Below are 23,559 nucleotides of genomic sequence, written 5' to 3' on the forward strand. Positions count from 1 at the left end.
ATGTCGGATTTACCTCTGTGCAGAACAATCGCAAGACCGTTCTGCACAGTGCAACTCGTTGACTAAATTGCTTTATATCGCTCTGCGACTTGATCTTGTTTGATGTCGGAAAGCAAAGCCTGACGCGTCGCATCGAGGGTGTCCCAGCGGGCTGCATTATGTAAAGGCGGAATGGTGACGAGTTCACGGCGATCAAAGCCCACCAGCGCTGCATCCACTAACTCGCCCACTTCCATGAATTTTGCCGAGTTACTGATATCGATACCCGCACGGTCCCAGATCTCCGTATAAGTGCCGGCAGGAAGCACCGCCTGGATATAAATGCCCTTAGAGGACAGCTCGACATTCATTCCCTGAGACAGGAAAAGGACAAAGGCTTTGGTTGCGCCGTAAACCGACATGGCAAATTCCGGGGCGAGTCCGACGATGGAACTGATGTTAACGATCGATCCCTCACCCGCCTGCACAAAGCGTGGTGCCACGGCACTGGCAAGTCTGGTCAGCGCAGTGACGTTGAGCGCGATAAGGCTTTCTATTGAATCAGGGGTCTGCTCGGTAAAACTGCCCGACTGCGCAATACCCGCATTATTGATAAGAATGCCGATTTGCGCGTCTTCACGCAGGCGAGCTTCGACCGTCTCTACATCCGCCGATTGCGTAAGGTCAGCAGGCAGAACATCGACAGAAATACCATTTTCCTTTCGCAGACGATCGGCAAGTATTTCTAACTTTGCTTTGTCACGTGCGACCAGAACCAGATCGTGGCCCCGGCGGGCAAAACGTTCCGCGTAAACAGCACCAATACCCGTGGATGCGCCTGTAATGAGAACTGAAGCTTTAGTCATACGATGATCTTCTTTATTAGTGTGTAAACAAAATTCGCAATGTGCGACGTGTGCATAACTGTGGCAGCGATGCTTTACTTATTGGTCTCAGTCAGCGGCGGGTAATCGGTATATCCCGCTGCGCCACCGCCATACAGTGTTTCAGGATTGAGTGAGGCCAGAGGCGCGCCAGTCTTTAGTCTTTCGACCAGATCCGGGTTGGCGATGAACGGACGACCAAACGCGAACAGATCGGCTTTGCCTTCTGCAAGCTGAGCGGACGCCAGCGCCAGGTCATAGCCATTGTTGCCGATGTAGGTGTTTTTAAAGCGCCGGCGCAGGGAGTCATAATCGAACGGTGATACATCACGCGGGCCGCCCGTCGCACCTTCAACCACATGGAGGTACACGATATCTAATGCATTAAGTTCATCAGCGACGTAGTCATATTGTGGCTGCGGATCACTGCATGAAATCGCATTAGCAGGGGAAACCGGTGAAATACGCACGCCGGTGCGGTCAGCACCAATCTCCTCTTTAACGGCCGCCGTAACTTCTAGCAGCAGGCGCGCACGGTTCTCGACAGAGCCGCCGTACTCATCGGTACGCTGATTGGCGCCGTCTTTAAGAAACTGTTCGAGCAGATAACCATTCGCGCCGTGGATCTCTACGCCGTCAAATCCGGCGGCAATGGCATTGGCCGATGCCTTTCTGAAATCGTCGATAATCCCCGGTATTTCCTGCAAATCCAGCGCACGTGGCTCAGAGACGTCAGCAAATCCGTTGTTCACAAAGGTTTTAGTCTCAGCACGAATGGCAGACGGTGCGACCGGCGCAGCGCCACCAGGCTGTAAATCGACATGCGAGACCCGTCCCACGTGCCACAGCTGTACAAATATGCGCCCACCTTTGGCATGCACCGCGTCAGTCACCTTGCGCCAGCCATCGATCTGAGCCTGCGAGTAGATCCCTGGCGTATCCTGATAGCCCTGCGCCTGAGCTGAGATCTGCGTGGCTTCGGTAATCAGCAATCCTGCGGTGGCGCGCTGGGCATAATAGGTCGCCGCCAGTTCGCCGGGAACCAGACCTGCTCCGGCACGGTTACGCGTCAGCGGTGCCATCACGATATGGTTGGAAAGCGTTATTGTCCCAAGATCATAGGGTTGAAATAGTGGTCGATTCGTCATGTTTATCCTCTTTCGCAGATGGTGGTTGTAGCCTCGACTTAATGATGATGATCATAATCATTAAAGTCAATTCTTTTGATTATGACCATCATCAATGTATACTTGGCCCTATATTTTGAGAGGATTGAAAAACATGAAAGTGTCAAAAGAGCAGGTTCGGGAAAACCGGATGCGCATTGTTGAAACGGCCTCAGAACTTTTTCGTGAGCGCGGTTACGATGGCGTGGGCGTCGCGGAACTGATGTCAGCTGCAGGCTTGACCCACGGGGGGTTCTACAAGCACTTTGGCTCTAAGGCTGACCTGTTGTCAGAGGCGATGAGCTGCGGTTTTACACGATCCGCAGAAAGTACGGCAGGAGTGAACCGGGAAAAATTTATTCAATACTACCTCTCCCGACAACATCGCGATGATAGGGGAAAAGGGTGTGTCATGTCGGCACTGGGCACCGATACAGCCCGTCAGTCTGAGTCAATCAAAGCGACATTTGCAGCGGGAATTGAACGTCAGCTGGCAGTTTTGGGAAATGACAATGGAACGCGCGCTGACCTGATAAATACCATTGCTCATCTTGTCGGCGCCCTGGTGCTATCCCGTGCTTGCCCGGATAATTCTGCTCTGGCTGATGAAATTCTGGAGGTGTGCTGCACACGCCTTCGCAGTCAGGATGACCATAAGGATTGAAGGTGCTGCAGCCGTTGCGATCATAGTCAGGGACAGCGCGCGCAGCAGTTTTTCACCCTCGAAAAACCCACGCGCGATGACATGAGCCAGAACTGCGGTGGATAGTTGAGGGGCGCTGACCATGTTTGTTTGCTGGGGAGGCACGCCCAAGCCTATTCCCTAATTTGAAAAATGACACGACCAGCGCAATTCTTTTTAAACAGCAACAAAGGGTTTGATATGTCTGGAAAGCCAAAATTTCTCAGTTGAAGAATTAAAGAAGCCACAGCAACTTTCACGCTTAACACAACTGTCACAGGCTGTATCCCAGCTATTCTTAAAATCACTGATACTTTGTTTACAATATGGGCGCGTATCTGGATTCACGACACAAAGAGGCAAATTAAAAATTCTTACATCGATACCGTAAAATTCAAAAACTTCAATTGCTGCAGAGAGTTCATCTTTATATTCCCAAGGATCGATAAATACCGTGTCGCGATTAAGCTTCGCTAAACCCATATTCTCCATTCCCATCAGTGCAACATGTTTCACGAAGAAAAGATTACGGCAAATGAATTCGGCAAGTGCCTTCAGATACGTTACTGTTACTTTGGTCAAAACAACACGCAGTTCGATGTTGATACCGTGTTTATAACAATTCAGCAGGCCAGCCATCGTTTGCTCAAAAGCCCCCTCGCACTGAACTACGTAGTCATGTATGTCTGAGACATGGCCAAATAGTGGTATTCCTGCAAGTAATTGATGTCCTCCGGCTTGAGCCAGACGGGCAGTATAGTGCTCATTAGACAAATAACGGCCATTAGTCAGTAAATGGATTAATGTCTGCGGTGACCTGACCGAAATTCCCTCAACAATACGAAGTAATCCTTCCTTACGCATGGTCGGTTCCCCACCCGTAATGCAAAATGTGGCAGGAAAATTTTCATTATCAATAAGTTCAAGTGTTTGCAGGATCCTTTGCTCAATAGACTCATGACTCCCCATCGATTGCGGTTTCGGTGGCTGCGGACACATGATGCAGAGGTTATTGCATGATTCTGTCACCAGGAATGCATTGTTTTGAGATCGGGCACGGAAATTACGGTGAATACGTCCGCGTTCACTGATAGTGATAACATCGCCCTGACTGAATACTACATCCGAAGCGACAACAATTATCGGAACCGCATCCTGCAATTTAATGATTTCAAACCGAGGATCCTTGTTAGTACAAATTATTGCGTAAACATGGTGTAAGGGTGGCAGAGGTTCTTGCGTATGCGATGACAGGTAGAGAATCGTACCCGCCAGATCTGCATGCGTATCGGTCATAACTTTGCCAAACAACGGTGTACTTAAATGCAGAATGCTTTCTGCCTGCATAGAAAGAAAAAGTGTATCTTCAGCATACAACGTGTTCATTTCATTCCCCACTGCATCAACAGACGGCGGGTTTTTTCGTCACCTTCTGTGAACCTTTTAATCACCATAGTGATAATGCCTCTGTTTTTTAAACAGAAGTCATCTTTACCCGGATGCCCATACACTGAACCTGTCACCTGATATCGGCGAATCGGGTCGGCACCACAATAAGGGGCTAATGCACAGTCAGAACAAACCGGCAAGCAGTCGTTCACGCCCGCGGCCGCCAGTTCTTGCATCACATCACCAAAGAAAAGATCTTCACGAGTGCTCTCAAAGATATTTCCCATTTTAAAGTGCTGATCGCCCATTTCCGCCATCATTCGACTTTCGTCACTTGGGTAAATATTTCCGTCATAGTTATATAACGTTACGCCAAAACCAGAGCCGCAGGGCGACTGAAGATCAACGAATCCCGTGGCCCACGGGGTCATAAGCTTTTTCATGATCAGGCTTGCATAAGATTCACGAAACCCGATCCCCTGTTGATTTAGAAGAATAATGTAATCGAGGCACTTCTCGTAAAAGTCCAAAAATTGCTCAGTGCTGTAGCCAATTTTGTGGAAATATTTATGGGCAAAACCATAGGGATTAAGCTCGCGAATAAATATGCTACGAAATCCATGTTTGACGTACTCATCAATGATCTCTTGCGGCATTTCCAGACTTTGACGGGTCGTTGTCATAAGGGCGCTTACCCTGTCGAAGGCATTACGCCGTTTGATCTTATCAAGAGTTGCGACTAATGCGCTCCAGGCACCTGTATTTCCATATCTGCGATTTTTGTCATGCAATTCCTGCGGGCCATCCAGTGAAGTACTGATTGAGAATTGATGTTCAATGAGAAAAGAAAGATCGTCATCATTCAGGTCACACAGGTTTGTGCAAACCACAAACTGGATATCCTTGTGTGTATTCTTTGCATTCACCAGTGCAACAGCTTGCCTGATAAGCAGCATATTAAGCGTTGACTCACCTCCCTGAAACTCCAGTGTTAGCTTATCCGAGGGCATCGATAAAAAGAGTTCGATGCTTTTTTCCATCACAGCCGGGCTCATGTCATAGCGAGCCTGATCAGATTGGCAGCTTTTACGCGAAGCCTGGCAGTAAACACAGGAATTATTACAACGTATTGTAAGAACAAAGATATGTAACTGAGAGAAATTCTCGAGAAAAGCTTTTTTCGTTCTGTATCGTGAAGCCAGTAGTGCAATTTGGTTAGCATCTGCACACTCACTCACCATGTGCTTGGCCTTCAACTCATACCAAATCGCTTCATTTTCAATTTTCTCTTTTTTGGTCAGCGCAATAAGTTGTTCCTGCTCAAGACACATCCATTCGCCATAATCCGTCGAAAGGAAATAGCGTCCACTTTCGAGTAAGCTAAAACGAAAAGGAAGGAGTTGATATGTATCGCGGGTAAATTTTGAAGGTAACTGGATTTTAACGCTCATTTTTCATGATATCCTGTATGCTTAACTCGAGGATATTATTGAGGAATGTATGGATGATAAGTGCGCTTTCTGCTTGGTTTTCTTCCTTCACACGCATCGTAAGAAACATTTCTTCTCCAACCACATATTCAACGCTCATAAAGTCAGAGAATTGTTGGGCCATATCAGATAGGGCAGCCAGGGTATAAAACCCGTGATCTAATTTTATTTTCATGGAAATCACACAGCAGAGGTAAGAATATTAAGAGACGCATCCTGACATTCTGCATCAATAAGCATGATTGCTGGAGAAAAAGCTTTCCTTACGATTTCCTGATGTAAAACAGAGGTTTCCTGATAAATTATCTGTCGCATCTGATTTTCGTTAAGTGAGTTTAGAAATTTTTTTACCCCTGCACTAATATCCTGTTCGTTGCTATCTCCATTTTTATTATAAAAATAGATACCTGTAGTTTCATCCGCCACTTTTACAACGTGAACATAATAATGATCAGTAAATGCATAACACGTTTTCATTATCGCTTCACGGCTGTAAATTACCTTCCCCAGCGATAGCATAAAAAACTCACCCAATGCATTAACACCTTGTACGACATTCTCCATCATCATTGCCTTTTGAATTGGCCAGCTTAACAGCTGGCCTTGATTATTAGCACGTCGAACCTGGTGTGCATGAGTAGTGACTGGAATGGCTGGAATGGCTTGAGTGGCTGTAATGAGCTGCAAATACCTGCCCATCCAGCGATGGTTTAGCCATAATAATAGCTGTATTGGTCTGCTGTGGGGTATGATTAACCGTGGCTTGAGACTGATTCAAAGGGACATTCGTTCCACTGCTAGTGGATGCAATCGCTGGCATACTAATACCTGCTATAACTCCGGCAACAATACTTGCAACAATGGGTGTGATGCTTTTATTCGAAAGTTCGTTAGCCGAACCTTTTACGACTTTTGGCAATACTTTCATTTTTAATCCCTACCAAAGATGAGAAGACAACATATTGCTGTCATGAATATGATAAATTATTGCCATGATTCTATCTGGGGTTATTTACATGAAGTATTTGATTTAAATCATAAGAAAATCATTTATCAGGGCATAGTGATATTGCTTATCATTTATTAAAATTTAAGGGTTATTAATAAATTGCATATAGTGAGCACGCTATGCTTTAGCAGCATCGGGAAAAACACGTGATTTATTCTTTCTTATTTAACTGTGTTACTAATAAATTATAAGGTGCGCTCTGCACTATTAAATTACATTAATGTATAAATAGTTATTACCAGAGCAATATTGACTCCCTCTGAACCGTGCATTGTGGTTTTATACATGCCTGCTTATACCTTACATCCCTAAAAACCACACACATTGGTTCATTTTACCGATGAATTGGTTCTGTGGCTCCATCGCCCTTGAACTGCTCATGAGCGGCGAGGGCTTTGAAATAGCTTTCCTCTCCAAGCACATTATCGATATGGGCTCGCAGCCTCCCATTAGTTTCTGCCCTAGTCTTTACGATGTACGGATCAGCCGCCGTACTCACGACAATGGCGAAAGCCGAACCGCCGGGGCATCGGTCTAAGTTACAACGCGAACCGTTTGCGGGTAGCTACACCGCTCAAACATAAAAAAACCGGGCAAAAGCCCGGTTTAACTTTCCAGCGCTGGCAGGAATCAGACGCCCTGCTCGGCAATATCCATCGCGAAGTAGGTCAGAATAATGTCTGCACCCGCACGCTTGATTGCGCCGAGGCTTTCACGCACCACGGCGCGCTCATCGATAGCACCGGCCTGTGCGCCGAATTTTATCATCGCGTATTCACCGCTGACCTGATACGCCGCCAGTGGCAGACGTGAGGCCTCGCGGATGTCGCGGATGATATCCAGATAAGCGCCCGCCGGTTTAACCATCAGCGCATCGGCGCCTTCCTGCTCATCGAGCAAGGACTCGCGCACCGCTTCGCGGCGGTTCATCGGGTTCATCTGGTACTGCTTGCGGTTGCCTTTCAGCACGCTGCCACCCGCTTCACGGAAAGGTCCGTAGAGCGATGACGCGAATTTGGTGGAGTACGCCATGATCGAGGTGTCGATGAAACCGGCTTCGTCCAGCGCGCTGCGGATAGCCTGCACCTGACCGTCCTGTGCGGCGGAAGGTGCGATAAAATCAGCACCGGCGGCAGCGGCAACCACGGCCTGTCTGCCGAGGTTTTTCAGCGTGGCGTCGTTGTCTACGCCGTGATCGTGCAATACGCCGCAGTGGCCGTGCGAGGTATATTCACAGAAGCAGGTGTCGGACATCACGATCATTTCCGGAACAGTGTCTTTGCAGATACGCGTCATGCGGGCGACCAGACCGTTTTCGTTCCAGGTGTCGCTGCCGGTGGCATCCATGTGATGCGAAATACCAAAGGTCATGACTGAGCGGATACCGGCGCGGGCATAGCGTTCGATTTCAAATGCCAGACGGGATTCGGGAATACGAAGCACACCGGGCATGGCTTCGATGGGTACGTATTCAGAGGTCTCTTCTTCTACGAAAATCGGCAGTACCAAATCGTTAACGCTGAATTCAGTTTCCTGAAAAAGGCTGCGCATGGATTCGGACTGTCTCAGGCGGCGAAGGCGTGAGCTCGGGAACTGATTCGACATGAAAACTCCTAAAATTAATCTGTTGCGCTGAAATTTTTTAGAAACAGGAGCGCAGACAGTTCAGACGGCAGGAGGCGATGCAGCGCCGTCAGACGATGAAGCCCGTATTTTATAATAACTTTTAAACAAATGATGAACTTTCCGTGAGGAGATGTAACGTAGGCCGCATTTTTAGGCAGGCGATCCCCTAGCTGGGATCGCCCGAGGAAACGTTTATCCAAGTTTGATCTCACGATCCGCCGAAGCAATGGTTGAAGGCCGGTGGGCGATAAAAATGCGTGTGATATCAAGCTCGCTGATCGCCTGATTAATCCGCGCTTCGTTGTCCAGATCCAGATGGCTGGTGGCTTCGTCGAGGAACAGAATTGCCGGGCGTCGGTAGAGCGCGCGGGCAATCAGCACCCGCTGTTTCTGGCCGCCGGAGAGGCTGCCGCCCAGTTCGCTGATCAGAGTTTCATAACCCATCGGCATCCGTTCAATATCCTCATGAATGTTGCAGCGGCGGGCGCAGTCAACGATGCGTTCTTCATCCTTTTGCTCGTCAAAGCTGGCGATGTTCTCGGCAATCGACCCGGCGAACAACGTATCATCCTGTAACACACAGGCGATACAGCTGCGGTAGTTGTTAAGCCCGGCTGTGGTGATATCCATGCCATTAATCAGGATCCGGCCTTCAGTGGGTGAGAGCAAACCGGTCATGATTTTCATCAGCGTGGTTTTGCCCTGCCCCGATGGGCCGGTGATCGCCACGCTTTCTCCCGCGGCCACCGACAGGTTCAGGCCGTTGATCAGCGGCGCGGTCAGACTGTCGTACTGGAACACCAAATCACGAACGTCGAGCGACGCCGCTTCGCCCGCCCGCAGCAGCTCACGTTCCGGCAATGATTTCTCGGTGTCGGTCAGCGCGATATCGGCAATACGGTCACGGTGCAGCGACAGCATTTTCAGCTGCAACATCATGTTCAGCAGATTAGCTGCACGTTCCGAGAACTGCCCGCGATAGGTGTTGAATGCGACGAACATCCCCAGCGTCATATGCCCGTCGATCACCTGGGTGGCACCCAGCCACAGCAACGCGACCTGATCGAGCGTGGCGATCAGCGTATTCCCGCCGGTAAACATCATTTCAAATTTGGTTTTACGCACCGTCGCATTGGCGTTATCAATATTCAGATTTAGCCAGAAGTTGGCGCGCGCTTTGGATAACCCCAGCGCTTTCAGCGTGCTGATGCCGTAAAGCGTTTCCATAAAGTGCGAACCGGCGCGTGCCCCTTTGACGATTTGCTCTTCCGAAACCTGACGATACGCGTTGTAAGTCGTCAGACGGAAAATCACATACACCGCCGTGAAGCCCAGAATCACCCAAATCAACCAGCCGCCGTACAACACCATCATCACGATAAGCCCCACCGACATAATGCCGTCGATAATGCTGTTGACCACGTTGGTGGTCAGCGTGGTGCGTAACGTATCGAGCGAAGTGAAACGCGACTGGATATCGCCGAGTTTGCGTTTTTCGAAGTAATCGAGCGGCAGTTTTAGCAGATGGTCGAACAGCCGCGCTTTCCACTGAACGTCGATAAGCGTGCTCATCACCAGCGACGTCCAGGCGCGCAGCATACTGACGCCGGTGCGGAAAATGATGAAGAACAGCAGGCCGAGACAAATGAGCGTCAGTAAATCCGGGTCTTTCGCCGGGATCACGTGGTCCATCACCAGCTGCATCCCGACCGGCAGCAGCAGATTGACGGATTCAATCATCAGCGAAAGACAGAAAATCTTGGCAAGCGCAGGAATAAGGCCGCTGACGTTGCCCATCATTTTGCGCAGATCGAGCCGGACGCGCGGCTTTTCAGAAGTGAAGCCGCTGTCCGGCCACAGCTCAAGCGCCACGCCGGTAAAATGTTCGGACACTTCGCGCAGGCCAAGAGAGCGGCGGCCAAACGCCGGATCGTGAATAATGACTTTGCCCTGTTTCACACCGACCAGTACCACGAAATGGTTGAGATCCCAGTGCAAAATGCAGGGCGTTTTCAGCGCGTTGAGTTCATCGATATCCAGCTTGAGTGCGCGGGATTTCAGCTCATTGGCAGTGGCGATGTCCATCAGTGTGCGCAGCGTCGCACCGCGTGAGGAAATACCGTAGCGCTGGCGCAGCGTTTGTAAATCCACATGTTTGCCGTGATAGCCACACACCATCGCCAGGCAGGCCAGCCCGCATTCGGCGGCCTCGGTCTGAATAATTTGCGGCACGCGGTGCCGCCAGCTGAAATGCAGGCGGTCAGCCAGTTCGCGAACGTTATCGAGATTCATTGATTGGCCCCACCACGCTTTTCTTCATGCTGTAATACGGAGAGAGCATCCACTGATACAGCGGTCTTTTCTCCAGAAAGAGGGTCGATTGCGCTTTCATTCCGCTGGATAAATTCAGCGTTTCGCCGTGCCAGTTCATGGCTTTTTTATCCAGCGACACAATCACTTTGTAATACGGCCCGCTGACCGTGCCGTTGGCGGTTCTTGGCGCGCTGGCGTAAGAATTCAGCTCCTGTTCAGACACCGGCGCGGAAGAGATCGATTCTACCTTGCCGGGAAACTGGCCATACTTTTCAAACGGATAGGCTTCGTAGCGGATATTGATGTGCTCACCGGCTTTAACGTAAGGCACGCTTTCATTCGGCAGCCACGCCACCAGAAAGAACGGGGAGTTTTTCTCGGGCACCAGCTGCGCGAGACTGTCACCGGCGTTGACCATCTGCCCCGGCGTGACGCTTAGCGAGGAAATTTTGCCGGAGGTCGGGGCTGTTATCAGCAGCGAGCCTTTGGCATCCGCCTGCGCCAGCTGGCGTTCGAGATCGTTGCGCTGATAGCCATACTGCGAGATCTGATTGTCAAACTCGGCGGCGCGGGTCACCAGTTCGCTGCGCAGATTCGTTATCTGCAACGCTTCCTGAATCGCCTGCGTGTTCAGGCTCTGGAACGAGGTTTGTTGCTGATAAAACAGGTAACGCTGGTTGTTAAGCTGATCGGTATTGATCAGCCCTTTCTTCTGATACGCGCCGTAGTTCTGCATACTTTTTTTCATCGCGTTCAGGCCTTCCTGTGCGGAATCCACCATGCTTTGCGAGACCTCATGCGCTTTCTGGTACTGATCCAACTGCTGTTGCAGGTTTTCCAGCGTTTCCTGCTTATTGTGCTGAAGCTGCACGATGATGGCGTCTATCTGCTCGCGCTGCTTTTTGATCGCCGCAAGCGTGGTAGTGCTGACATTCCCCGCCTGCGTCACCCGGCTGACATCAATCTCATACAGCGGCTGGCCTTTTTTTACCGGTTTGCCGGTATCGACAAACAGCTCTGTCACCACGCCTTGCTCCGGGCTGAACAGGTTAATGCTGTGCGGCTGTGTGATGATTTCACCGCTGACGTTAATGCGCCGCGTGTAGTTGGCGAAGATGAGGAAAATCAGGAGTGCGAAGATAAAAATGGCGGTCAGCGTGGTGACGATCCATAAAGGCCAGCCGGCGAGTAATAGCGCTTTCCCCGCCCAGTGGCTTTGCTGATGTTCATTCACCTCTTTACGAAAGAGCATATTTACGCCCCCGGATGAACACCGTTTTTATGAACATAATGCAGATCTCTGAAAATAGGATCTGTGAAAGATAGCAGTCAATATTTTGGCTGCCACCGCGAATACTCTGAAACAGGCAAAGAAGATATTTACAACGGAAGATAATCGCGCAGGGGAATTAAAAGATCGTTATTGCGGATGGCACTGAGATATATTTTGGCGCTGATTTTTTACCCAGATCTTTATTAAGAAATTAATGAATTAAAATTAAATTACTTATAAAACAATTGTATACAATTAAAATCCCACATAGGAGATTATTCCTAGTCAAATTCTTCTCATGGTACTCTAGGCTTAATCCCTGTGAAGACATTGCGTAAAAATTATCTCCATAGCATTACTCAATGTTTTCATCCCCCCGATGCTTTGGTGATTAGAAAGCTTTGGGGACTGGCTTTAACAGATAAGAGGATGACCTAAGATGAAACAATTAACAGAACGTGATATCGAAATGGTTAATGGTGCGGGCTGGTCGGAAGATGTGAATAAAGTGGCTGACCGCCTGTCAAACTTTGGTCAGGACGCGGTAAGTGACACCAGTAATGCGGTTAACAAGGCGTATTCACAAATTTCCGACGGTCTTGCTAAAGCACAGAACTATCTGACCACCTAGTTTTCATGCTTCACAGGTGAACCAGAGTAAGACAGGCCCCCGCTTCGGCGGGGGCTTTTTTATGGTGATTTATAAGTGATCGAATATCAGACACCCGATTTCGTCTTATCGCTTTTTACCATGCTGTTTTTCAATTTTCCTACCAGCTCTTTGCGGAAATCACCCAGCTTCGGTTTATCGCCATCCAGCCACGGCAGCGGGCGGCAAAGTTCCATGGTTTTGATACCCAGACGGGCGGTGAGCAAACCGGCACCGATGCCCTGAGCGGCACGGGCGGAAAGGCGCGCGGCCAGATCCTGCGACATCCAGTCCATCCCCACCTCACGCACCAGCTCGGACGCACCGGCGAACGCCATATTCAGCAGCACTAACCGGAACAGGCGGATGCGGCTGAAGTAACCGAGTTCAATGCCGTACAGCACTGCAATGCGGTTGACCAGTCGCAGGTTACGCCAGGCGATAAACGCCATATCCACCAGCGCCAGCGGGCTGACGGCGATCATCAGCGCAGATTCCGCCGCTGAATGGCTGATTTCGCGCCGCGCCTGCGCATCCAGCACCGGCTGCACTAAACGGGCATAGAGCTCAACCACTTCGCGGTCGTTCTGCGTTTCATGTAGCGAGGCCTGCCAGCGTTGCAGCGCCGGATGACTGTTATCCAGCCCGGCCTGTGCTGCCAATTTTTCGCAAAACGCCCGTCCCTGCCCTAATCCGTGGCTGTGCATTAAATCACGGGCCATATCACGCTCGTCAGCGCGCTGGCGCAGACGGTATAAGCGCCGCCATTCAGTCACAATGGAACCGACACCGGCGAACACGATAAGACCGCCCGCCGTGCAGGCACCGAGCGCTACCCAGTCCTGCTGGATCCACGCCTGATGCACCCATTGCACGCCCTGCGCCACGACGCTGATACCCAGCACCGCCACACCCAGACGCACCATTTTGCTCCACAGGCTGCGGCGCGGTTTCAGCGCACGGCTGAGCACCGCTTCGGCTTCGCCCTCTTCCTGTTGTTCATCAGTCTCAGCGGAAACAGGGATAAACCGCTCGGAAATGATCTCGTCGAACGCCTGAGCGGGGCGGAGAGCCGGTTCAACCGGCGCTTTTAATTCCGTTTCAAAATCGATACGCGGTTTTAAAGGTGCACTCATCGCATTTTATCTCCCAATAAAAACTCCATCACCGCGTCCAGACGAATGTGCGGCAACGGCTGGTCCACGCTCATCTCGCGCGGACGGAACTCGTCAAAATGGAACCCCTGTTGCTGCCAGAACGCATGACCCGGCAGACGCGCCGGGACTTCGCCGGGAAAGACGGTCAGCGGTGCGCCATCAGCCAGCCGGTGGCCTTTCAGCGCGGGCAGACTTTGCCCCTGATATTCCACCAGCCCGGTTTCGGTTGCCTGTACCGAGGCAAGCCCGGCGCAGTCCATGCTGATGCCTTCGAACGCGGCGTTCTGCCACGCTTCCTGCACCAGCTGCTGCAACAGTGACACCAGATTAGCGTGCTGATCGCCGGTAATGTGGTCGGCTTTAGTGGCGGCAAACATCAGTTTATCGATGCACGGATTAAACAGGCGGCGGAACAGCGTGCGCTTGCCGTAATGAAAACTCTGCATCAGCTGGGTAAGCGCCAGACGCATATCGTTAAACGCCTGCGGCCCGCTGTTGAGCGGCTGGAGGCAATCCACCAGTACAATCTGCCGGTCAAATCGAACGAAATGCTCTTTGTAGAACCCTTTCACGATGGTCTGGCAGTAATAGTCAAACCGCGCGCGCAGCATGCCGAGGTTGCTGTTTTTATCTGCCTGCGCCAGCTGGGCATCGGTGTACTGATGCATTTCCGGCCACGGGAAGAACTGTAACGCAGGTGCACCGGCCAGATCGCCCGGCAGAACGAACCGCCCCGGCTGGATAAAGTGCAGTCCTTCGGTTTTGCAGCGCACCAGATAATCGGTGTAGGCCTGCGCAATCGCGCCCAGCAGATTTTCATCGGCCGGTGCCAGCGGATCACATTGCTCACACAGGGTCAGCCAGGGTTTCGCCCATTCGGCGCGATCGCCCTGTAACAGCCCCGCCATCTGGCGTGACCAGTCGAGATAGTTTTGCTCCAGCATCGGTAAATCCAGCAGCCATTCGCCGGGATAATCAACAATCTCCAGATATAACGTGGAAGTATCTTTGAAGTGGCGAAGCAGGGAGTCGTTGGAGCGATAGCGCAGTGCGAGACGGATTTCGCTGACGCCGCGGGTGGGCGTCGGCCACGCAGGCGGCGTGCCGAACAGCGACGCCAGACCTTCATCATAAGTAAACCGCGAAACGCCCAGATCGCGCTGGGGCACGCGCTTTACACCGAGCAGACGCTCTTCGCGGGCAGCCGAAAACAGCGGCAAACGCGCGCCGCTGTGCATATGTAAAAGCTGGTTAACGAAGGCGGTAATAAAAGCGGTTTTTCCGCTGCGGCTCAACCCGGTGACGGCCAGCCGCAGATGCCTGTCCATACCGCGATTGATCAGTGAATTAAAGTTGTTTTGTAGTCTTTTCATTGCTCTCCCTGGCGTAGCGCCCAAACAGCGCGGTCAAAATTCGTTTGAATAACGGTTCTAATAATAGTGCTAAAACGTAACGAACGGGTCCTTTTGCTACCACGCCCAGCACGCGGGCTGCCAGCCCGGCAGGACCAAACGTCAGCGCCAGCGTCACAATCACGCTGAAGATCTTCGACAGCAGGCTGCTTTTACCCGGCAGCGAGGAATTCAGATAACGGGTCATAAAGATTCCTTAAGCGGGACGTGGAAAGGAAATTGGCAACCGGCGCGACGTCCGGCGGCCAGAAGCTTTTTTAGAGCTGACGGAAACGGCTGCGTACGCCAAAGGTTTCCGAGGTGACATAACGTTCCACCTGACGTAACCGCTGCTCGCTGGCTTTCAGCTCGCGGTCGGCTTCTTCCAGCAGGTTGCGCGGCGAAGGCGCAGTTTCACCGTCATATTCGCTGGCGGGCACCGGATCCAGCACATAGCTGAGAATGATGTACGCCACCACGGTGAACATAAACAGGCCGAAGAAAATCGACAGCACCGCCATGATCCGTAGCAGTTTTACCGGAACACCCAGATAGTGTGCCAGCCCGGCAAGTACGCCTTTAACCACGCCCTCTTCCGGCACGCGGTAGAGTTTTCGTTCAGACATTCGGCTCGCCATTATGATTGCCTCCAGCCCGGATGTTCAGAATCCAGAATTTCTTCCAGCGCCTGAATACGTTCGCGCATACGCTGCGCATCTTGCGTCAGGCTGGAGAGATTTTGCATCTCATGCTGACTAAGCTGAGTGCCATTTTGCTGGCGATTGCTGTAGTGAAGCCACAACCAGACAGGCGCCACGAATAAAACGAAAATGGTCAGCGGAATGGCTAAAAACAGGAAGCTCATTGTCTCTCCTTATGAGTCTTTTTAGTGCCGGTGAAGGCGTTTGTCCTGCAATGTGAACCTGCCCGCAGGCAGGTCCATCGACGGCTATCGTTAGCGATTACGCGTCTTTACTGACGTTCATTTTCGCTTTCAGAGCCGCAATCTGCGCACTGATTTCATCATCGGCTTTCAGATCGGCGAACTGCTGATCCAGCGATTTCTTTTTGCCGATACCCACGGTTTCCGCTTCCGCTTCCATGTGATCGATACGACGCTCAAATTGCTCGAAACGCGCCATCGCTTCATCAATCTTACCGCTGTCGAGCTGGCGGCGAACATCACGGGAAGAAGACGCAGCCTGATGACGCAAGGTCAGCGCCTGTTGACGGGCACGGGTTTCGGTCAGTTTGCTTTCCAGCTCGCCGATTTCTGATTTCATGCGATCCAGCGTTTCTTCCACCACGGTCACTTCATTTTTCAACACCGCGACCAGATCGGACAGTTTCTGTTTTTCGATAAGCGCCGCACGCGCCAGATCGTCTTTATCTTTACGCAGCGCCAGTTCGGCTTTGTCCTGCCATTCGTTCTGCTGAGACTCGCCCTGATCGATGCGGCGGATCAGCTGTTTCTTTTCTGCCAGCGCACGGGCAGAGGTTGAACGCAACTCCACCAGCGTGTCTTCCATTTCCTGAATCATCAGACGAACCAGTTTTTGTGGATCTTCTGCTTTATCCAACAGCGTGTTGATGTTGGCGTTAATGATGTCAGCGAAGCGAGAAAAAATACCCATAATCGAAATTCCTCTTTGATTCTGTTGGCATCCGGCCTCAGCCGGTTTTAAGGTGTCCGGCCAATCTGTTACCGGTTAAAGCAGCCGTCATTGATGACTTGCCGCAGTAAACCTATATCAGGATCCGTGCCAACTTTTTCCAATCATTATCTTCATGAATAAATTGAATTTTTTATTTTCGACTCTGCTATGCTTATTTTTCGAGATGACTATTTTCACCAAGTGTTAGTGTAATTCACCACACAAGGAAAGCCCGATGACTGATAATACAGACAATTTACTCGGCGAAGCCAATGCCTTTATAGAGGTACTGGAACAGGTTTCGCAGCTGGCGAAGCTCAATAAGCCGGTGCTGGTGACCGGCGAGCGCGGCAGCGGCAAGGAGCTGATCGCGCATCGTTTGCATTATCTGTCACCGCGCTGGCAGGGGCCGTTCATCTCCCTTAATTGTGCTGCACTCAATGAAAATCTGCTGGATTCCGAACTGTTCGGCCACGAAGCCGGTGCATTTACCGGGGCGCAGAAACGCCATCTCGGGCGCTTTGAGCGCGCGGACGGTGGCACGCTGTTCCTTGATGAGCTGGCGACGGCGCCGATGCTGGTGCAGGAAAAACTGCTGCGGGTGATTGAGTACGGACATCTGGAGCGCGTCGGCGGCAGCCAGCCGTTGCAGGTCGATGTGCGGCTGGTGTGCGCGACCAATGATGATTTACCGGCGCTGGCGGAGGCGGGAAAATTCCGCGCTGACCTGCTCGACCGCCTGGCCTTTGACGTAGTGCAACTGCCGCCGCTGAGAGAACGCCAGCAGGACATCATGTTGCTGGCCGAACACTTCGCCATACAGATGTGCCGTGAGCTTTCGTTGCCTTTATTTCCCGGCTTTACCGATGGCGCTCATGACACGCTGATGACTTACCGCTGGCCGGGCAACATCCGCGAGCTAAAAAACGTTGTTGAACGCTCGATGTACCGTCACGGTACCAGCGAAATTCCGCTCGACAATATTATCCTCAACCCGTTTGCGCGCCGCAATGAACCTGAGCGACAGACTGAGAGCGAAGAGCAATCCGCTCTGCCCGCGTTGCCGCTGGATTTAAAACAATGGGTGACCTGTCAGGAAAAAAATCTGATCGAGCAGGCGCTGCGGCAGGCGCGTTTCAATCAGCGCAAGGCGGCCGGCTTGCTAAACGTGACATATCATCAGTTACGCGGAATGTTGAAGAAGCATGGGATACAGGTTAATTCGCAGGAAGATGACTGAATTTCAGGCAAAAAAAAGCCAGCACCCGAGCTGGCTAAGTAATTCTGGAAGCAATGTGAGCAATGTCGTACCTCGCGATTAACGCCACTGGCGGGACACCTCTCGTTCGGTGAAAAGAATGATAATGGTTCTCAGTATCGTCTGTAAAGCACTTTGTTGAGAATATTTCTCATTACCACATCAACAATAAGACTACTCTTTGAACAACCCTGAGGTCGTTAAGGGCTCCCCTGATTACCCTCTGGCCCGACTGCCGGGCAATTTTTGCGCGATGTGCCGCAGGAATACACGGTGTTTCGCGCAATGGATTGGGGTACCTCGCAGAGTACGGTACACTTAGGGCATTGCACCTTAACTTTGAAGCCTTTATGCGTCGTTTAACTTTGTGGATACTTTTATTGAGCGGCCTGTCCACAGCAGTATTTGCTGAGACCGCCCCAACGCACGGCAGCCCGCCGGTCGTCAGTGCACCGAATAAAGATATTCGCCAGAGTGGCTTTGTCTATTGCGTCAACGGAATGATCAATACGTTTAACCCGCAAAAAGCCAGCAGCGGGCTGATCATTGATACCCTCGCGGCACAGCTGTACGACCGCCTGCTGGACGTTGATCCCTATACCTATCGTCTGATCCCGGAACTGGCCCAAAGCTGGGAAGTCCTTGACGAAGGTGCGACCTACCGTTTCCATTTGCGCAAAGACGTGCCTTTCCAGAAAACGGGCGGGTTCTCACCGACGCGTAAGATGAATGCCGACGACGTGGTGTTCAGCTTCCAGCGCATTATCGATCCGAATAATCACTACCACGCCGTCAATGGCGAAGAGTATCCCTATTTCGACAGTTTGCAGTTTGCGAAAGCCATTAAGAGCATTAAGAAGCTTGATGATTCGACGGTGGAGTTTCGGCTGAATAATCCTGACGCCTCCTTCCTCTGGCATTTGGCGACGCACTACGCTCCCGTGCTTTCAGCCGAATATGCGGCGAATCTGCAAAAAGCCGGTAATGAAGAAGAGATCGACCGTCAGCCGGTTGGCACCGGGCCGTTCCAGCTGAGCGAATATCGCACCGGTCAGTACGTTCGTCTGGCACGCAATGGCCAATATTGGAAAGGCACACCTCGCATGGCGCAGGTGGTGATCGACATGGGCGTCGGCGGGACAGGACGGTTATCCAAACTTCTGACCGGCGAATGCGACGTGCTGGCCTATCCCGCCGCCAGTCAGTTGTCGATTCTGCGCGAAGACCCTCGTTTACGCCTCTCACTGCGACCGGGCATGAACGTGGCATATCTGGCGTTTAATACCAACAAAGCTCCGCTAAACGATCCGCGAGTCCGTCAGGCAGTGGCGCTTTCTATTAATAATCAGCGCCTGATGCAGTCGATTTATTACGGCACCGCTGAAACTGCCGCTTCTATTTTGCCGCGCGCCTCCTGGGCGTACGACAGTAACGCGCAGGTCACAGAATACAATCCGAAAAAAGCACAGCAAATCCTGAAAGATTTAGGGCAGAAAAAGCTGACGCTGCATTTGTGGGTGCCCACGGCTTCTCAGTCGTTTAACCCGAGCCCGCTAAAAACCGCAGAACTGTTGCAAGCTGATCTGGCGCAGGTCGGCATAAAAGTAGTGATCGTGCCGGTCGAAGGCCGTTTTCAGGAAGCCAGGCTGATGGAGATGAACCACGACCTGACGCTTACCGGCTGGTCGACGGACAGTAACGATCCTGACAGTTTCTTCCGGCCGATGCTCAGTTGTGCGGCGATCCATTCGCAGACCAACTATGCTCACTGGTGTGACCCGAAATTTGATGAACTGCTGCGCCAGGGCTTACTCTCACAGCAACTTTCTCAGCGCATTGAGTTTTATCAGCAGGCGCAAAAAATTCTTGAGCAACAGTTACCGGTTCTGCCGCTGGCCTCCTCCCTGCGCCTTCAGGCTTATCGTTACGATATAAAAGGTCTGGTGTTGAGTCCGTTTGGCAATTCCTCGTTTGCCGGTGTGTTTCGCGATGATGAAGGAAGGAAGGCACCATGATCATCTTCACGTTACGTCGAATCCTTTTACTGCTGGTGACGTTGTTTTTCCTTAGTCTGGTGGCATTTAGCCTGAGCTATTTTACGCCCAACGCCCCACTGCGCGGTGCGTCGCTGTGGGATGCTTATCATTTCTACTTCACCAGCTTATTCCAGCTGGATTTTGGCGTTTCCAGTATTAACGGCGAAAGCATTACCTACCAGCTCCAGTCCGTATTTCCGGCGACCATGGAACTTTGCATTCTGGCGTTTGCGCTGGCGTTAATCGTCGGTATCCCGCTTGGTATTCTGGCGGGAGTCATGCGCGGTAAGTGGCCGGACGTGGCAATCAGCAGTCTCGCGCTTCTCGGTTTTTCCATTCCGGTATTCTGGCTGGCAGTGTTGCTGATGCTGTTCTTCTCGCTCCAGCTCGGCTGGCTGCCAGTTTCCGGGCGGCTGGACTTGCTTTATCAGTTGAAAACCGTCACCGGCCTGACGCTGATTGATGCCTGGCTGTCAGATTCTCCCTATCGCCATGAGATGATTGTCAGCGCCGTCCGCCATATGATTTTACCGATTGCCGCGCTGGCGGTAGCCCCGACTACTGAGGTGATCCGCCTGATGCGAATTTCAACCGACGAAATTCTGGCTAAGAACTATGTGAAAGCGGCCGCGACGCGCGGTTTATCCCGCTTCACCATTATCCGCCGCCATGTGCTGCACAATGCACTACCGCCGATCATTCCGAAACTCGGGCTGCAATTTTCCACCATGCTGACACTGGCGATGATCACCGAGGTTGTCTTCAACTGGCCGGGTATCGGGCGCTGGCTGATTAACGCCATCCGCCAGCAAGATTACGCCGCAATCTCTGCGGGCGTCATGGTGGTCGGTTCGCTGGTGATTGTGGTTAACGTGTTCTCAGACATTTTGGGCGCACTGATGAATCCATTGAAACATAAGGAATGGTATGCCCTTCGATAGACCATTCTAAATATTTTTAAATTACATATAAAACAATATTTTAATTTAGTTTCATTCTTGAATATTCATTATAAACACACAAACATGTACACATTGTGTTTGTGTGTTCTTCAGAATTCTTTGACCAATCCTTCGCACACATATACTGTATGTATAACCAGTTAATTCACATGAGCGATCATCACATGAATGAGCAAGACAGTTTCAGGGGTATGCGGTTATTGACTGAGTTTAAAGCCGCGCATAGTGCCTTTGGTGAGTTTGTGATTCTTAAATCTTCTTTCGTAGACACGCTGACGGGTGTTGTCGATTCCAAAGTTGAAACGTACCCCGACCAGCAGGTGATGATCCGCCTTAGTGAAGCCAAGGCCCTCATCTTTGAGCTGCAAAAGCGCGTCCAGTATATCGAGGCCGGGATTGAAGATGCCGGTTCCACTTTCATCGACTGAGGTGATTTATGTTTGTTGAGCTGATTTACGACAAAAGAAACATGGCCGGTGTGCAGAACGCCAACGCGCTGATCCTGGCTGAACTTACCAAGCGCGTGCATGGCACCTTCCCTGATGCTGACGTGAAGGTTAAACCGATGGTGACGCTGAGCAGCATCAATACGGACGCCAGCAAGGCGCAGAAGGCTGTTCTGGCGGGCATAGTTGAAGAGATGTTTGATGATGCCGGTAACTGGCTCGGATTAGAGTGAAGGGGAATGCGATGCATATAGAATTGATGATCGATAAAAAAAAGCAGCTACCTGCTGGAGCAATCGAAGCCTTTGAGGTCGAATTTAAACAACGTCTCGACCACAATTACCCGGACGCTAAATTTTCAGTTCGCCTAGCTAACAGTGATGGGATGTCGGTGATGGGCGGAACGACTCATGACAGAGAAGTGATTGATGTGATGCTGCAGCAAACATGGGAAAGCTCGGATGAATGGTTTCAGCCTGACCAGTAAAATCAAACATCATTTTCGACATAAAAAACCACCAAAGTTATATTTTCTCCGTTATGACAGTAGCCGGTCATAGCTTTATGGATGAATGCATTGGCCAGTTTGCGTCATTCTGTTTTACTCGATAAATCCTCTGTATTGGTCTTACAAAATATTCAGCGTGTGATAGCCTAAGAATATTCCCAAACAGCCAGCGTTGCTTCTTTGTAGATCGTATCCGAGGTGCCTATCTTGAAGTACCTGATGATTCCAGTATTACTGTGCATTGTGGTCATTTTTATCGTTATTGCGTGGGTCATGGATGGAACCTATCCAAGCTGGTAACAGATAAAAACTTAACAGAGAAATCTTAATGAATCTGAAATTTATTCCCCCAGTTATCGTGCTAGTCGGTGCAGTTGGATTCATGGTGTGGTTCTTCGCTAGTGGCGCAGCTATGCCAGGTGGTTGATCAATGTGCATGCAGCTCATAGGTCTGACTTTGAGAAGATCCGTATTGTTGATGTGATGGTCGAGCATAGGAAGTACAGGCAGGCACCGAAGCGTTGATACTAGAGGAATGGAATAATCGGATGAAAGGTCGTAGAGATGTGGACTTCAATTGATGTTTGGCAACCAAAAGTTACCAAGTAGATGGCTTCTCTGTAAAAACAGCTATATATTGTAATTGCAGTGTGTATTTTTTAAACGTACAATTCTGCGCCATTTTAACCGCGGAGGTGTTTATGATTATCGATGAGAAAAAGAGAGAGAAATTGCTAAATGCAATCATCTATTTCTCCAATAACACTCGATATTGCGGCAAGACCAAATTATTTAAGCTACTGTTTTTCTTTGATTTCGAGCATTTCAAAGAGGTAGGCAGGGGTGTTACAGGGCTAACTTATAACGCATGGCGAATGGGTCCTGTGCCGACAAAACTGATGAATGAGGTAGAAGCTGAATCTGATTCTAATGAGTCGGAGAGTGACTTATCTAAAGCAATTGAGATAAAACATGTGTCCGTGGGTAAATCCCATCCAATGATGACTTTCAATCCATTAGTTGAGTTTAACCGACAAATTTTCAGCAAAAGAGAGCTTAAATTACTTGAGCGAATTGCTGAGGAAAACAATTTGCTCGGCGGTGAACAAATGGTCGAAAAAACTCATCTCCCAACTCTCCCGTGGTACCGAGTGCACCAAGTTGAAGGAAGGGAGTTGGCTGAAATCCCTTATCACTATGCAATCGCTGAAGATGATGTGGAGATGATAGAAATGCTTGCTGATAACAAAATCGATGAGGAGATGGAAAATTGACTCCAGGGACAGTTATGTTTCATGACAATTTTTTGTTTCATGATGGCAGCAGAGCAAGAAAATTATTTATAATATTAGGTTGTAAAGACGATCGTGTTTTAGTAGCTAAAACAACCAGTCAAAACACTAATAAATCGGCAACGCCTGGCTGCCACTCTGACGACAGATTCCATAACTTTTATATAGAAGCAGGTACGGGTTTTAACAAAGATACCTGGATATGTTTGCATGAATTTTATGAATTTTCTTCTTCAGAGCTTTCGCAATTAAGTAGTGACCATTCCATACACAGAATTTGCAATATGACACAACAAGTGTTGGAAGAGCTTACAGATTGCGCAAAAATTAGTGACGATATTAGCCCGGACCAAATAACCATCATTGAGTGATCAGCGTCATATGCTATACAACC

26 protein-coding genes are annotated in these 23,559 nt (G+C 50.4%); 11 read left to right on the forward strand and 15 right to left on the reverse strand.

Annotated elements, in window-relative coordinates:
- Positions 1-62: 62 nt before the first annotated feature.
- Together ACMHLI_RS12305 and ACMHLI_RS12310 are read right to left on the reverse strand one after the other, a co-directional pair.
- Entirely contained in the window at positions 63-845 is a 783-nt protein-coding gene (locus ACMHLI_RS12305; protein WP_413529715.1) for an SDR family NAD(P)-dependent oxidoreductase, read from the reverse strand.
- Positions 846-919: 74 nt separating this feature from the next.
- Positions 920-2,011, reverse strand: coding sequence for an alkene reductase (locus ACMHLI_RS12310; RefSeq protein ID WP_413529716.1), 1,092 nt, complete (start codon positions 2,009-2,011; stop codon positions 920-922).
- Between the two features lie 133 nt (positions 2,012-2,144).
- On the opposite strand from ACMHLI_RS12310, the gene ACMHLI_RS12315 reads away from it, so the two are divergent.
- The gene (locus ACMHLI_RS12315; RefSeq protein WP_413529717.1) at positions 2,145-2,693 is read left to right on the forward strand and encodes a TetR/AcrR family transcriptional regulator; all 549 of its coding nucleotides are present in this window, start codon (positions 2,145-2,147) and stop codon (positions 2,691-2,693) included.
- A 195-nt stretch (positions 2,694-2,888) separates the two neighbouring features.
- Here the strand turns inward: ACMHLI_RS12315 and hxsC are convergent, their stop codons facing one another.
- From hxsC to ACMHLI_RS12350, 7 genes are all read right to left on the reverse strand, one after another.
- Entirely contained in the window at positions 2,889-4,097 is a 1,209-nt protein-coding gene (hxsC, locus tag ACMHLI_RS12320) for a His-Xaa-Ser system radical SAM maturase HxsC (RefSeq protein ID WP_413529718.1), read from the reverse strand.
- Positions 4,094-5,551, reverse strand: coding sequence for a His-Xaa-Ser system radical SAM maturase HxsB (hxsB, locus tag ACMHLI_RS12325; RefSeq protein WP_413529719.1), 1,458 nt, complete (start codon positions 5,549-5,551; stop codon positions 4,094-4,096). Before hxsB ends, hxsC begins: the two co-directional genes overlap by 4 nt.
- The gene (locus ACMHLI_RS12330) at positions 5,541-5,765 is read right to left on the reverse strand and encodes a hypothetical protein (RefSeq protein WP_413529720.1); all 225 of its coding nucleotides are present in this window, start codon (positions 5,763-5,765) and stop codon (positions 5,541-5,543) included. The genes hxsB and ACMHLI_RS12330 overlap by 11 nt, the downstream gene beginning before the upstream one ends.
- A 5-nt stretch (positions 5,766-5,770) precedes the next feature.
- Positions 5,771-6,277, reverse strand: coding sequence for a His-Xaa-Ser system protein HxsD (gene hxsD, locus ACMHLI_RS12335; protein WP_413529721.1), 507 nt, complete (start codon positions 6,275-6,277; stop codon positions 5,771-5,773).
- A 952-nt stretch (positions 6,278-7,229) separates the two neighbouring features.
- Positions 7,230-8,204 (reverse strand): porphobilinogen synthase, encoded by a 975-nt coding sequence (gene hemB, locus ACMHLI_RS12340; protein WP_413529722.1) that lies wholly within the window; start codon positions 8,202-8,204, stop codon positions 7,230-7,232.
- A 213-nt stretch (positions 8,205-8,417) separates the two neighbouring features.
- Positions 8,418-10,517 carry a peptidase domain-containing ABC transporter gene (locus ACMHLI_RS12345; RefSeq protein WP_413529723.1) on the reverse strand — a complete coding sequence of 700 codons (2,100 nt, stop codon included), beginning with the start codon at positions 10,515-10,517 and terminating at the stop codon, positions 8,418-8,420.
- On the reverse strand, positions 10,504-11,790 hold the full coding sequence (locus tag ACMHLI_RS12350; protein WP_413529724.1) for an HlyD family secretion protein: 1,287 nt from the start codon (positions 11,788-11,790) through the stop codon (positions 10,504-10,506). Before ACMHLI_RS12350 ends, ACMHLI_RS12345 begins: the two co-directional genes overlap by 14 nt.
- Before the next feature lie 460 nt (positions 11,791-12,250).
- Here ACMHLI_RS12350 and ACMHLI_RS12355 point away from each other — a divergent pair, with 460 nt between their 5' ends.
- Positions 12,251-12,442: a chemotaxis protein gene (locus ACMHLI_RS12355; protein WP_413529725.1), complete on the forward strand. Its 192-nt coding sequence runs from the start codon at positions 12,251-12,253 to the stop codon at positions 12,440-12,442.
- 86 nt (positions 12,443-12,528) lie between these two features.
- Here the strand turns inward: ACMHLI_RS12355 and ACMHLI_RS12360 are convergent, their stop codons facing one another.
- The 6 genes from ACMHLI_RS12360 to pspA form a co-directional block, all read right to left on the reverse strand.
- A complete protein-coding gene (locus tag ACMHLI_RS12360; protein WP_413529726.1) occupies positions 12,529-13,596 on the reverse strand; it encodes a TIGR01620 family protein in 1,068 nt (355 codons plus the stop codon).
- Positions 13,593-14,990 (reverse strand): YcjX family protein, encoded by a 1,398-nt coding sequence (locus ACMHLI_RS12365; RefSeq protein WP_413529727.1) that lies wholly within the window; start codon positions 14,988-14,990, stop codon positions 13,593-13,595. The genes ACMHLI_RS12360 and ACMHLI_RS12365 overlap by 4 nt, the downstream gene beginning before the upstream one ends.
- The gene (locus ACMHLI_RS12370) at positions 14,965-15,216 is read right to left on the reverse strand and encodes a phage shock protein PspD (RefSeq protein WP_413529728.1); all 252 of its coding nucleotides are present in this window, start codon (positions 15,214-15,216) and stop codon (positions 14,965-14,967) included. Before ACMHLI_RS12370 ends, ACMHLI_RS12365 begins: the two co-directional genes overlap by 26 nt.
- 70 nt (positions 15,217-15,286) lie before the next feature.
- Positions 15,287-15,646, reverse strand: a complete 360-nt coding sequence (pspC, locus tag ACMHLI_RS12375) for an envelope stress response membrane protein PspC (protein WP_413529729.1) — start codon at positions 15,644-15,646, stop codon at positions 15,287-15,289.
- Positions 15,646-15,873 carry an envelope stress response membrane protein PspB gene (gene pspB / locus ACMHLI_RS12380; RefSeq protein ID WP_056773709.1) on the reverse strand — a complete coding sequence of 76 codons (228 nt, stop codon included), beginning with the start codon at positions 15,871-15,873 and terminating at the stop codon, positions 15,646-15,648. Before pspB ends, pspC begins: the two co-directional genes overlap by 1 nt.
- A 97-nt stretch (positions 15,874-15,970) precedes the next feature.
- A complete protein-coding gene (pspA, locus tag ACMHLI_RS12385; protein ID WP_112168513.1) occupies positions 15,971-16,642 on the reverse strand; it encodes a phage shock protein PspA in 672 nt (223 codons plus the stop codon).
- 256 nt (positions 16,643-16,898) lie between these two features.
- Here pspA and pspF point away from each other — a divergent pair, with 256 nt between their 5' ends.
- From pspF to ACMHLI_RS12430, 9 genes are all read left to right on the forward strand, one after another.
- Positions 16,899-17,903, forward strand: a complete 1,005-nt coding sequence (gene pspF / locus ACMHLI_RS12390; RefSeq protein ID WP_413529730.1) for a phage shock protein operon transcriptional activator — start codon at positions 16,899-16,901, stop codon at positions 17,901-17,903.
- Positions 17,904-18,271: 368 nt separating this feature from the next.
- On the forward strand, positions 18,272-19,936 hold the full coding sequence (gene sapA, locus ACMHLI_RS12395) for an ABC transporter substrate-binding protein SapA (RefSeq protein WP_413529731.1): 1,665 nt from the start codon (positions 18,272-18,274) through the stop codon (positions 19,934-19,936).
- A complete protein-coding gene (gene sapB, locus ACMHLI_RS12400) occupies positions 19,933-20,898 on the forward strand; it encodes a putrescine export ABC transporter permease SapB (protein ID WP_112168511.1) in 966 nt (321 codons plus the stop codon). The genes sapA and sapB overlap by 4 nt, the downstream gene beginning before the upstream one ends.
- 185 nt (positions 20,899-21,083) lie before the next feature.
- Positions 21,084-21,347, forward strand: a complete 264-nt coding sequence (locus ACMHLI_RS12405; RefSeq protein ID WP_413529732.1) for a hypothetical protein — start codon at positions 21,084-21,086, stop codon at positions 21,345-21,347.
- A gap of 8 nt (positions 21,348-21,355) precedes the next feature.
- A complete protein-coding gene (locus ACMHLI_RS12410) occupies positions 21,356-21,598 on the forward strand; it encodes a DinI-like family protein (protein WP_413529733.1) in 243 nt (80 codons plus the stop codon).
- Between the two features lie 11 nt (positions 21,599-21,609).
- A complete protein-coding gene (locus ACMHLI_RS12415) occupies positions 21,610-21,852 on the forward strand; it encodes a DinI-like family protein (RefSeq protein WP_413529734.1) in 243 nt (80 codons plus the stop codon).
- A 349-nt stretch (positions 21,853-22,201) separates the two neighbouring features.
- Positions 22,202-22,300: a YoaK family small membrane protein gene (locus tag ACMHLI_RS12420; protein ID WP_167686129.1), complete on the forward strand. Its 99-nt coding sequence runs from the start codon at positions 22,202-22,204 to the stop codon at positions 22,298-22,300.
- Positions 22,301-22,574: 274 nt separating this feature from the next.
- Positions 22,575-23,147: a Panacea domain-containing protein gene (locus ACMHLI_RS12425; protein WP_413529735.1), complete on the forward strand. Its 573-nt coding sequence runs from the start codon at positions 22,575-22,577 to the stop codon at positions 23,145-23,147.
- A gap of 14 nt (positions 23,148-23,161) precedes the next feature.
- Positions 23,162-23,536: a hypothetical protein gene (locus ACMHLI_RS12430; protein WP_413529736.1), complete on the forward strand. Its 375-nt coding sequence runs from the start codon at positions 23,162-23,164 to the stop codon at positions 23,534-23,536.
- Positions 23,537-23,559: the final 23 nt, after the last annotated feature.

This window comes from Rahnella inusitata, from assembly GCF_965118895.1.
Lineage (GTDB): Bacteria > Pseudomonadota > Gammaproteobacteria > Enterobacterales > Enterobacteriaceae > Rahnella > Rahnella inusitata_A.

What these genes read in the sequence shown, in the direction of transcription:
- pspF (WP_413529730.1), top strand. Translation starts at nt 16,899, where the DNA reads ATGACTGATAATACAGACAATTTACTCGGCGAAGCCAATGCCTTTATA.
- ACMHLI_RS12410 (WP_413529733.1), top strand. Translation starts at nt 21,356, where the DNA reads ATGTTTGTTGAGCTGATTTACGACAAAAGAAACATGGCCGGTGTGCAG.
- sapA (WP_413529731.1), top strand. Translation starts at nt 18,272, where the DNA reads ATGCGTCGTTTAACTTTGTGGATACTTTTATTGAGCGGCCTGTCCACA.
- ACMHLI_RS12310 (WP_413529716.1), bottom strand. Translation starts at nt 2,011, where the DNA reads ATGACGAATCGACCACTATTTCAACCCTATGATCTTGGGACAATAACG.
- pspC (WP_413529729.1), bottom strand. Translation starts at nt 15,646, where the DNA reads ATGGCGAGCCGAATGTCTGAACGAAAACTCTACCGCGTGCCGGAAGAG.
- ACMHLI_RS12405 (WP_413529732.1), top strand. Translation starts at nt 21,084, where the DNA reads ATGAATGAGCAAGACAGTTTCAGGGGTATGCGGTTATTGACTGAGTTT.
- ACMHLI_RS12415 (WP_413529734.1), top strand. Translation starts at nt 21,610, where the DNA reads ATGCATATAGAATTGATGATCGATAAAAAAAAGCAGCTACCTGCTGGA.
- ACMHLI_RS12305 (WP_413529715.1), bottom strand. Translation starts at nt 845, where the DNA reads ATGACTAAAGCTTCAGTTCTCATTACAGGCGCATCCACGGGTATTGGT.
- ACMHLI_RS12360 (WP_413529726.1), bottom strand. Translation starts at nt 13,596, where the DNA reads ATGAGTGCACCTTTAAAACCGCGTATCGATTTTGAAACGGAATTAAAA.
- ACMHLI_RS12370 (WP_413529728.1), bottom strand. Translation starts at nt 15,216, where the DNA reads ATGACCCGTTATCTGAATTCCTCGCTGCCGGGTAAAAGCAGCCTGCTG.
- ACMHLI_RS12350 (WP_413529724.1), bottom strand. Translation starts at nt 11,790, where the DNA reads ATGCTCTTTCGTAAAGAGGTGAATGAACATCAGCAAAGCCACTGGGCG.
- ACMHLI_RS12330 (WP_413529720.1), bottom strand. Translation starts at nt 5,765, where the DNA reads ATGAAAATAAAATTAGATCACGGGTTTTATACCCTGGCTGCCCTATCT.
- ACMHLI_RS12345 (WP_413529723.1), bottom strand. Translation starts at nt 10,517, where the DNA reads ATGAATCTCGATAACGTTCGCGAACTGGCTGACCGCCTGCATTTCAGC.
- hxsC (WP_413529718.1), bottom strand. Translation starts at nt 4,097, where the DNA reads ATGAACACGTTGTATGCTGAAGATACACTTTTTCTTTCTATGCAGGCA.
- ACMHLI_RS12425 (WP_413529735.1), top strand. Translation starts at nt 22,575, where the DNA reads ATGATTATCGATGAGAAAAAGAGAGAGAAATTGCTAAATGCAATCATC.
- hemB (WP_413529722.1), bottom strand. Translation starts at nt 8,204, where the DNA reads ATGTCGAATCAGTTCCCGAGCTCACGCCTTCGCCGCCTGAGACAGTCC.
- ACMHLI_RS12365 (WP_413529727.1), bottom strand. Translation starts at nt 14,990, where the DNA reads ATGAAAAGACTACAAAACAACTTTAATTCACTGATCAATCGCGGTATG.
- ACMHLI_RS12420 (WP_167686129.1), top strand. Translation starts at nt 22,202, where the DNA reads ATGAATCTGAAATTTATTCCCCCAGTTATCGTGCTAGTCGGTGCAGTT.
- hxsB (WP_413529719.1), bottom strand. Translation starts at nt 5,551, where the DNA reads ATGAGCGTTAAAATCCAGTTACCTTCAAAATTTACCCGCGATACATAT.
- pspB (WP_056773709.1), bottom strand. Translation starts at nt 15,873, where the DNA reads ATGAGCTTCCTGTTTTTAGCCATTCCGCTGACCATTTTCGTTTTATTC.
- pspA (WP_112168513.1), bottom strand. Translation starts at nt 16,642, where the DNA reads ATGGGTATTTTTTCTCGCTTCGCTGACATCATTAACGCCAACATCAAC.
- sapB (WP_112168511.1), top strand. Translation starts at nt 19,933, where the DNA reads ATGATCATCTTCACGTTACGTCGAATCCTTTTACTGCTGGTGACGTTG.
- ACMHLI_RS12355 (WP_413529725.1), top strand. Translation starts at nt 12,251, where the DNA reads ATGAAACAATTAACAGAACGTGATATCGAAATGGTTAATGGTGCGGGC.
- ACMHLI_RS12315 (WP_413529717.1), top strand. Translation starts at nt 2,145, where the DNA reads ATGAAAGTGTCAAAAGAGCAGGTTCGGGAAAACCGGATGCGCATTGTT.
- ACMHLI_RS12430 (WP_413529736.1), top strand. Translation starts at nt 23,162, where the DNA reads ATGTTTCATGACAATTTTTTGTTTCATGATGGCAGCAGAGCAAGAAAA.